This is a genomic window from Oleiphilus sp. HI0117, assembly GCF_001635235.1.
Genome location: NZ_LWGA01000666.1, coordinates 1 through 7,291 on the forward strand (window position 1 = coordinate 1; position 7,291 = coordinate 7,291).

The 7,291-nt window shown below is 44.5% G+C and carries 11 protein-coding genes; 7 read left to right on the forward strand and 4 right to left on the reverse strand.

What is annotated here, in order from left to right:
• The 3 genes from A3757_RS08920 to A3757_RS08930 all read right to left on the reverse strand — a co-directional run.
• On the reverse strand, window positions 1-342 hold a 342-nt coding region (locus tag A3757_RS08920), incomplete at its 3' end, for a TIGR04211 family SH3 domain-containing protein (protein ID WP_156506262.1).
• A gap of 98 nt (window positions 343-440) precedes the next feature.
• Window positions 441-740, reverse strand: a complete 300-nt coding sequence (locus A3757_RS08925; RefSeq protein ID WP_068511593.1) for a YciI family protein — start codon at window positions 738-740, stop codon at window positions 441-443.
• Window positions 741-794: 54 nt separating this feature from the next.
• Entirely contained in the window at window positions 795-1,526 is a 732-nt protein-coding gene (locus A3757_RS08930; RefSeq protein ID WP_068511596.1) for a VC0807 family protein, read from the reverse strand.
• A gap of 167 nt (window positions 1,527-1,693) precedes the next feature.
• Between A3757_RS08930 and A3757_RS08935 the strand changes: the two genes are divergently transcribed.
• The 3 genes from A3757_RS08935 (at window position 1,694) to A3757_RS08940 (ending at window position 3,711) form a co-directional block, all read left to right on the forward strand.
• Window positions 1,694-2,554, forward strand: coding sequence for a PHP domain-containing protein (locus A3757_RS08935; RefSeq protein ID WP_068553588.1), 861 nt, complete (start codon window positions 1,694-1,696; stop codon window positions 2,552-2,554).
• Window positions 2,555-2,631: 77 nt separating this feature from the next.
• Window positions 2,632-2,772 (forward strand): hypothetical protein, encoded by a 141-nt coding sequence (locus A3757_RS26635; RefSeq protein WP_197469960.1) that lies wholly within the window; start codon window positions 2,632-2,634, stop codon window positions 2,770-2,772.
• Window positions 2,773-2,880: 108 nt separating this feature from the next.
• Entirely contained in the window at window positions 2,881-3,711 is an 831-nt protein-coding gene (locus A3757_RS08940; RefSeq protein ID WP_082865233.1) for an FkbM family methyltransferase, read from the forward strand.
• Here A3757_RS08940 and A3757_RS08945 read toward each other — a convergent pair.
• Window positions 3,708-4,283: a nucleoside triphosphate pyrophosphatase gene (locus A3757_RS08945; protein ID WP_068506768.1), complete on the reverse strand. Its 576-nt coding sequence runs from the start codon at window positions 4,281-4,283 to the stop codon at window positions 3,708-3,710. The genes A3757_RS08940 and A3757_RS08945 overlap by 4 nt on opposite strands.
• A gap of 137 nt (window positions 4,284-4,420) precedes the next feature.
• Here A3757_RS08945 and A3757_RS08950 point away from each other — a divergent pair, with 137 nt between their 5' ends.
• From A3757_RS08950 to fabD, 4 genes are all read left to right on the forward strand, one after another.
• Window positions 4,421-4,948, forward strand: a complete 528-nt coding sequence (locus A3757_RS08950; RefSeq protein WP_068506765.1) for a YceD family protein — start codon at window positions 4,421-4,423, stop codon at window positions 4,946-4,948.
• A gap of 51 nt (window positions 4,949-4,999) precedes the next feature.
• On the forward strand, window positions 5,000-5,179 hold the full coding sequence (gene rpmF, locus A3757_RS08955; protein WP_068506763.1) for a 50S ribosomal protein L32: 180 nt from the start codon (window positions 5,000-5,002) through the stop codon (window positions 5,177-5,179).
• A 31-nt stretch (window positions 5,180-5,210) separates the two neighbouring features.
• Window positions 5,211-6,269, forward strand: coding sequence for a phosphate acyltransferase PlsX (plsX, locus tag A3757_RS08960; protein WP_082865234.1), 1,059 nt, complete (start codon window positions 5,211-5,213; stop codon window positions 6,267-6,269).
• A gap of 86 nt (window positions 6,270-6,355) precedes the next feature.
• Window positions 6,356-7,276 carry an ACP S-malonyltransferase gene (gene fabD / locus A3757_RS08965; RefSeq protein WP_068553589.1) on the forward strand — a complete coding sequence of 307 codons (921 nt, stop codon included), beginning with the start codon at window positions 6,356-6,358 and terminating at the stop codon, window positions 7,274-7,276.
• Window positions 7,277-7,291: the final 15 nt, after the last annotated feature.

Below are 7,291 nucleotides of genomic sequence, written 5' to 3' on the forward strand. Positions count from 1 at the left end.
AGTTTCTTCGTAGTTAGCTTTTAGTTTAGCTAACTCCTGATTAGCTTGGGCTAGCTTAACTTTAGCAATAGGCTGCGCCGTTAGATATCTAGAAGGCAGATAGCCTTCTATGCCGCTTGGCGTTTTAACGTGTGCGTAGCCAGAGCTCAGCTTTTCAATAATTTCCAGCTTGGTGCCGCTCTTAAGTCCTTTGTGGACAATCCTAAACCCGACTCCTTCGCCGCTGCGTAAGGGAACTAAAAGGGTGTCGTCTATGTACATAGTTTCAGCTGATGCAGAGCTGATAGCCAACGCGAGTAAGCATATAGAGGCCGCGATCTTTGAAAGGAATGATGTTTTCACGATTTGTATCCTGTATTTCGTAGTAAGCCCGTTTTAAACAACGAGTCGTAAAGTCAGTAGCGTTAGCCCCGGTTTAGGTCGCTTGATAAGTGTTCTAACTAAGGTAGAACTTTCTTAAATGGTTTAACCGTAACGTTTTCATAAACGCCGGCTGCAACGTAAGGGTCTTGGTCTGCCCATGCTTGGGCTTCGTTTAAAGAACCAAACTCTGCTATTACCAAACTTCCTGTAAAACCTGCTTCACCTGGATCTTCCGAGTCAGTCGCAGGGTGTGGGCCGGCAACAAATAAGCGGCCTTGTTGTTTTAGTTCTTCTAGTCTTGCCAAATGAGCAGGTCTTGCAGATTTGCGCTTTTCTAAACTATTTTCGATATCCTGGGAGATAATTGCGTAGTACATGTGTTTCTCTATTGTTTCAATGTTTGGTCGTAGACTAATTAAAGCATTCTAAGGCTATTGATGGATGATGTCTTCAAAATCCAAGCCCGTTAATCGTTTTATGTGCTTAAAGAGGTAGAGCATTGCGTATATCATCACGATGACGCAGGGTATTGTAATAACCGGGTAGCTAAGCAGGTTCATTGTACCAAGCTCGTCATTGAACTCGGCAGTTCCCGAAGGGCTGACGACTATGTACTTTGCCAATGCATAGTTTAGAGCAGCGGAAAGCATGAAAGAGCCCGCTAGTATATAAGTGGCTGTTTTTAAGACACGTTCAAAAGCGCCTTGGTTATTACTTTTGTCGAGAGCTTCATCGACCTTATCAATTTGCAGAATCTTGTCGTTATAAATAAATGTTTTGACCAAGGGGTACTTGGTTTTTAGTGAAACAATCGTACCTATAGCAATGATCAATGGTATGCTGGCTTCTTTGATTGCAATATATTTTGCATCGAGTTCCAATAGGCCAATGCCGCTGGTGAGTAGAATGCTAATAAAGCCTAACGCTGGGATGAATCCGAATTTTCGCTCTTTGATGAACTGGTAAATACCAAAGAGTAGTGGGAAGGAAAGGCCAAAAATTAGTGCGTATACAGGTCCCAGGCTATCATCGCCGCTCAGATATTTTAGAATAACGGTAGGTAAAATAACGCAGATTGCGAGCTCAAGTAACAAATGACTGGTTTGCTGTTTTTGTGCAGGCTTCTTTGGCTGTGTTGAGGTGTCGATAGTATTTTCGCTCATAAGGTGATTGCGTTGTTCCGTATTAAAAGGTTGTACAAATAGTACGTGAATAAGCTTACAGGTTGGTGATTATATGTGGAAACTGTGAAGGTTCAAACTTACCATCTTTACATAACATGCTTTTATTAAACCTGAATGACACCAACCTTAGATAATCGTGGAGAGTTATGAACCGTTCGCCAATAGATTTACATTGCCATAGCCTGTCATCGGATGGCAGTTTGAGCCCTACAGAGCTTATTCAAAGGGCTGCGGCAAATGGTGTGAAACTCTTGTCTCTAACTGACCACGATACCGTCGCCGGTCAGCAAGAAGCTTTTGACGCAGCAAATGTTGAAGGGATTTCAATGGTGCCCGGAATCGAGCTTTCATGTGTTTGGGGAAACTTTACCATCCACGTTCTTGCCTACAACTATGACTTGAATTCGGGCTTGATGCAGGAAATTGAAGCAAAGCAGTTACAGTCACGTCATCAACGCGCAGAGCTAATTGCAGAAAAACTAGAAAAAAAAGGCTTTCCAGGCCTGTTAGATGCTGCTCGGGCTTTGACTCAGTCAGGGATCCCTGGCCGACCTCATTTTGCACAGGCGATGATTGACCTAGCTTATGTTAGCGATCATAACGAAGCCTTTAAAAAGTATCTGGGTGCGGGGAAGGTTGGCGATGTAAAAAGTTTATGGCCAGAGCTAAAAGACATGGTAAATAGTATTGTTAACGCAAAGGGGAGTGCTGTCGTTGCCCACCCCAGAAAATACAATATGACCCTGACTAAGCTGCGCAATATGTTGGTAGAATTTAAAGCGCAGGGAGGCGAAGGCATTGAGGTAGTTACCTCAGGGCAGAAGCAAGGGGAAGTCGGGATGCTTAGTGATTTGTGTCAGCGAATGGGGTTGAAAGGTTCAATCGGTAGTGACTTTCATTCGCCTGAATATCGCTGGGCTGAACTTGGGCGTATTCCTTCATTGCCAAAAAGTGTTCTGCCGGTATGGCAGGAGTGGGAGGCTTTTCAGTCTCTCGAGCTACAGTAAGAAAAGAACAATTCAAAATTATTAAGATTCATAAGGGCTCAAGTGATTAGAGTCTATAAAAAAGATGGAGAGAGAAAATGACACTATGTCCAATCGCAATGGTTTCTGGTTGTAAGTCTTGCCCGGTATTTAAGGTATGTCCGGGTAAATCAATAATTGGTGACAGCAAAAAGGAAGAGCCGGCTAAGCCAGAAAAGGAAGGATCTAAGGAATCATAAATGTTATAAGTGGGGGCTGCTGTGCCTCGCAGAGGGGTAGCAGGGGGCGACTCTTGGCTATTCCTCCTACTTGGCGAAATGTTGAAACGAAATAATTGACCTTTTTCTATGAATAATCTCCCTTTCGGAAGGTATCGTTTACCTTCATGGTGTCAGGCTTTGCTCGGTATTTGTCACCAATTACCGGTCAATAACTGGTTTGCTAAGCGTCTAGCCTTTCTAATGCGAAAGCCTGTATTGATGCGCAAGCAATCACCTATCGATGTTCAGGTAGAAGGTTTAAAGTTCAGGTTGTTTCCCAAAGGAAACTTATCCGATAAGCGCTTATTAACTATGCCTGGCTTGCTCGATGGCCAGGAGCGACGTTTTTTGGCGTCCGTCTTGAGTGATGGGGCTACAGTTCTAGATGTAGGTGCGAATATCGGCGGTTATGGTTTGCTACTTGCGTGGGAGCGGAAAGACCTAAAGCTTGTTGCTGTAGAGGCGCACCCAGAGCTCGCTGCTCGCTTGCAGCGGCATGTCGAATTTAATCAGCTTCAATCTCGCTGTAAGTGTTTGCAGCTTGCGGCTAGCCCGCAAAACTCATTGGTTAAACTCTATCTCGATGAGGTGAACCAAGGTTGTAATTCTTTGTCGGAAGGGGTTGAGCACCCTGAGAGAGTCAGCACTTCAATTGATGTAAAGGGTTTGACTATTAGTGAGATTTTGGCGCTTGCTGATATTGACAAACTCGAGCTGCTTAAAATGGATATTGAAGGTTTCGAGTTTCCTGTGTTGGAAAGCTTCTTAAATCACGCAGAAGAAGCTGCCTGGCCCAAATACCTGCAGCTAGAGCAGCATAAAGATGCAGCACTAAGCCCAGCGGTTTCTATGGCGCTATCGAAGGGTTATATAAAGGTGCTGCAAACCCGAATGAATGTGATTCTTGAAAAGCGCTAAAGGATAGATACGCCTTCTTTAGCGAGCATGTCGATTAGCCTAATCAAAGGTAGTCCAATCAGTATGTTTGGATCTTTGCCCTCAATAGACTCAAATAACGATATGCCCAAGCCTTCCATTTTAAAGCCTCCCGCACAATCATAGGCTTGTTCGCGTTCTATATAATTGATTAGCTGCTGCTCATTTAGCTTACGAAATTTGGTGGCGTAGCTTTCAACAGCGCTTTGATATTTGCCGGTCTTCGTATTGAGCAGGCACAAGCCTGTATAAAAGTATGCAGTTTTGCCTTGGCAGAGTGTTAGCTGCTCAAGATTGCGTTCTTTATTTAGGGGTTTTCTAAGTATTTGCTCGCCCAAGCATGCGACTTGATCAGAGCCAATGATTAGCGAATTAGGGTGGGATGCAGCCAGTGCTTGCGCTTTTCTTATGGATAAACGCTCGGCCATTTCCTTATAGTTTTCATTAGGGAGGTGAGACTCATCAATGTCAGGAGATGCACACTTGAAGTGCTGAATTATTTTTTCTAGAAGCGCCTTTCTATAGGTGCTGGAAGAGGCGAGTACGATGTCCATAGATATCCTTGTATTGCAGGAAGTTGCATTGCTAAAGCGCAGTGGCCAACAAAAAGCGCTTGTCTTTTTAAATCAATGTCAAAAATACACTTATTTCCTTTGACAATACAGGTCTTCGGCCCTAGAATTGCGCGCTTATGTCTGATCACTCGTTACCCAAGACGCTCGACCCCTTTAAATATGCAGACCAGAATAAGGATTTGCAGGGGCATATAGCGGTACATCTCATGTCTAGGCTGACTTCAATGTTAGTGGATTCTGAGGGTGTCGTTAATATTGACTTGGAATTTGGACGGGATGAGCAAAGGCTGCGTATATTGAAGGGCAAGCTTTCAGCTGAATTGAACTTGCTTTGCCAGCGCTGCTTACATCCGGTCAAAAAGACAATAAGTTCTGAGTTTCAGCTCGGAATTGTAATGAGTGACGAGCAAGCGCAAAACCTTCCGCGTGTTTATGAACCTTTATTGGTGGAAGATGAAAAGCTTGTTTTACTGGATGTGATAGAAGAAGAATTGATCCTGAGTTTGCCAATGTTCGCTTATCATGATGATTGCGAACCTGAAGAGTATAACGAAGGTGATATTGAAGAGAGTGTTGAAAGTGAGGTCGAAGAGACCAAAGAGAATCCTTTCAGCGTGCTTTCAGAACTGAATTTAAAGAAATAATCGGTGAGCTAAGCTCATCAATTGATTTGAAATACCCGCGGGAGAACAAATATGGCTGTTCAAAAAAGTAAGAAAACTCGTTCAAGACGTGGCATGCGTCGTTCACATGACGCGCTAGGCACTGCAACTTTATCTGTAGATCCAACTACAGGTGAGAAGCACTTGCGTCACCACGTTTCTGCTGACGGTTTCTACCGTGGCAAGAAAGTAATTGAGACATTAGAAGACTAGTACGTAAATACTAGTTTCTGAAGACGGCGAAATGTCTGTAGGAATCACCATTGCAGTTGATGCAATGAGTGGCGATGATGGCCCTCAGGTTGTTGTCCCTGCTGTTTTTGCCTATCTTGAAAAGCTTCAGTCAAATGATGCTTCTCAAGCGTCTCCGGCAGCCAGCTGCCAAAGCAAAGCCTTCAATATCATCCTTGTTGGAAAACAGGTTGAATTGGAGGCTTTGTTGCACTCCTACCCAGAAAATCCATCAATATCGATTGTTCACGCCGAAACCGTTGTCTCTATGGATGACCGTCCTTCTCGTGTGCTGCGCAGTAAGCAAGATTCCTCGATGGCTGTGGCACTCCAACTGGTCAAGTCTGGTCAAGCTCAAGCTTGTGTAAGCTCAGGAAATACCGGTGCTTTGATGTTGTTAGGGCGATCAATACTGGGAACCTTTCCCGGTATAGATAGGCCCGCGATTACTAAAATGTTTCCTTCTCAAGGTGGTGGCTGTTTCGTTCTGGACTTAGGTGCAAATGTTGATAGTTCGGCCGAACATCTTCTTCAGTTTGCAATCATGGGCCAAGTATTAGCAAAAATTACCAAAGGCGTTGAAAATCCCCGGGTGGCACTGTTAAATGTTGGCGGTGAAAGTATTAAGGGTAATGAGCAGGTTAGGTTAGCCGCTTCGTTAATAGAAGAAAGTGAAGCGCTCAACTATATCGGCTTTGCTGAAGGCGGCGATATCTTTCGTTCCTATGCAGATGTTATCGTTTGTGATGGCTTTGTTGGCAATGTGGCGCTAAAAAGTGCCGAGGGTGCTGCCAAAATTCTGCTTTCCGGTATAAAAGACTTTTTCAAAGAGTCATGGTACCGGAAGTTGCTGGGTCGTCTCATGCTGCCTTTGCTGGCAAAGACATTGAAGCAGCTAGACCCAGACACTCACAATGGGGCCATCTTCCTTGGTCTGCAAGGCGTTTTGGTTAAAAGTCACGGGCATGCTAATGCGAAGTCTTTTGAGCAAGCGATTGATCTTGCCTATAAAGAGGCGGAAGCTAATCTGCCGGAGCTGATTAATAGCGAGCTGGAAAAGGTTTTGCTATAGCGCTGGTCTTGGTGGCTATGCGTCGCTAATTATTTGAATATCCAAGTCAAACTATCTAAAAGGTGAATTTTGTGACAACTGTCTTTATGTTTCCCGGTCAAGGTTCTCAGTCAATTGGAATGATGTCAGATCTCTTGGCGCAGTCAGAATTAGCAGTAAAAACCTTTACTGAAGCGTCTGAAGCAATTGGAGAGGATCTTCAAGATATTGCGCTAAATGGGCCTGAAGATAAGATCAACCAGACGGAAATTACTCAGCCTATTGTATTAACGGCAAGTGTTGCGATGTGGCGTACCTGGATAGAAAACTCTGACATCCGTCCAGACTATGTGTGTGGGCATAGCTTGGGTGAATATACGGCCTTGATCGCTAGCGGCGTACTGGATTTTGAAGAGACGGTTAAGCTCGTTAACCTTCGTGGTAAGCTTATGCAGGGAGCGGTTCCTCTAGGTGAGGGCGGTATGGTTGCTCTTTTGGGGCTTGATGATGATAAAGCTAAAGAGGCTTGTAAAGAGGCAGCCCAAGGGCAAGTTGTTGCGCCGGCAAACTTTAACTCTCCTGGTCAGATCGTCATATCGGGTGCGACCGATGCGCTGGACCGGGCGATGGCTATCGCAAAAGAAAAAGGCGCTCGTCGTACTGCGAAGCTTCCTGTAAGTGTTCCTTGCCATTGTGACTTGTTACAGCCTGCAGGTGAAGAGTTGGCAAATGCAATGTCGAAACTGACATTTAAAGAACCCGGTATTCCTATTGTGCAAAATGTGAATGCTCAGGTAGCCACAAACCTGGAAGAGCTAAAGACAAATTTATTGGCTCATTTGCATAGCCCCGTACTTTGGTCACAATCGGTCACTAAGCTGATTGAGCTAGGTGCCGACACTTTCGTTGAATGTGGTCCTGGTAAGGTGCTAGCGGGCTTAAATAAACGAATTGATAAAACGGTTAACACGATGGCTATGTCAGACGTGAGTAGTCTTGAAAAAGTAGTTTCCGGTTTATCAGATTAAACATGCTGTATAGGG

Excerpts from the sequence above, each read along its gene's own strand:
- A3757_RS26635 (WP_197469960.1), top strand. The coding sequence starts at position 2,632 with ATGACACTATGTCCAATCGCAATGGTTTCTGGTTGTAAGTCTTGCCCG.
- A3757_RS08950 (WP_068506765.1), top strand. The coding sequence starts at position 4,421 with ATGTCTGATCACTCGTTACCCAAGACGCTCGACCCCTTTAAATATGCA.
- plsX (WP_082865234.1), top strand. The coding sequence starts at position 5,211 with ATGTCTGTAGGAATCACCATTGCAGTTGATGCAATGAGTGGCGATGAT.
- A3757_RS08940 (WP_082865233.1), top strand. The coding sequence starts at position 2,881 with ATGAATAATCTCCCTTTCGGAAGGTATCGTTTACCTTCATGGTGTCAG.
- A3757_RS08935 (WP_068553588.1), top strand. The coding sequence starts at position 1,694 with ATGAACCGTTCGCCAATAGATTTACATTGCCATAGCCTGTCATCGGAT.
- rpmF (WP_068506763.1), top strand. The coding sequence starts at position 5,000 with ATGGCTGTTCAAAAAAGTAAGAAAACTCGTTCAAGACGTGGCATGCGT.
- A3757_RS08925 (WP_068511593.1), bottom strand. The coding sequence starts at position 740 with ATGTACTACGCAATTATCTCCCAGGATATCGAAAATAGTTTAGAAAAG.
- A3757_RS08945 (WP_068506768.1), bottom strand. The coding sequence starts at position 4,283 with ATGGACATCGTACTCGCCTCTTCCAGCACCTATAGAAAGGCGCTTCTA.
- fabD (WP_068553589.1), top strand. The coding sequence starts at position 6,356 with ATGTTTCCCGGTCAAGGTTCTCAGTCAATTGGAATGATGTCAGATCTC.
- A3757_RS08930 (WP_068511596.1), bottom strand. The coding sequence starts at position 1,526 with ATGAGCGAAAATACTATCGACACCTCAACACAGCCAAAGAAGCCTGCA.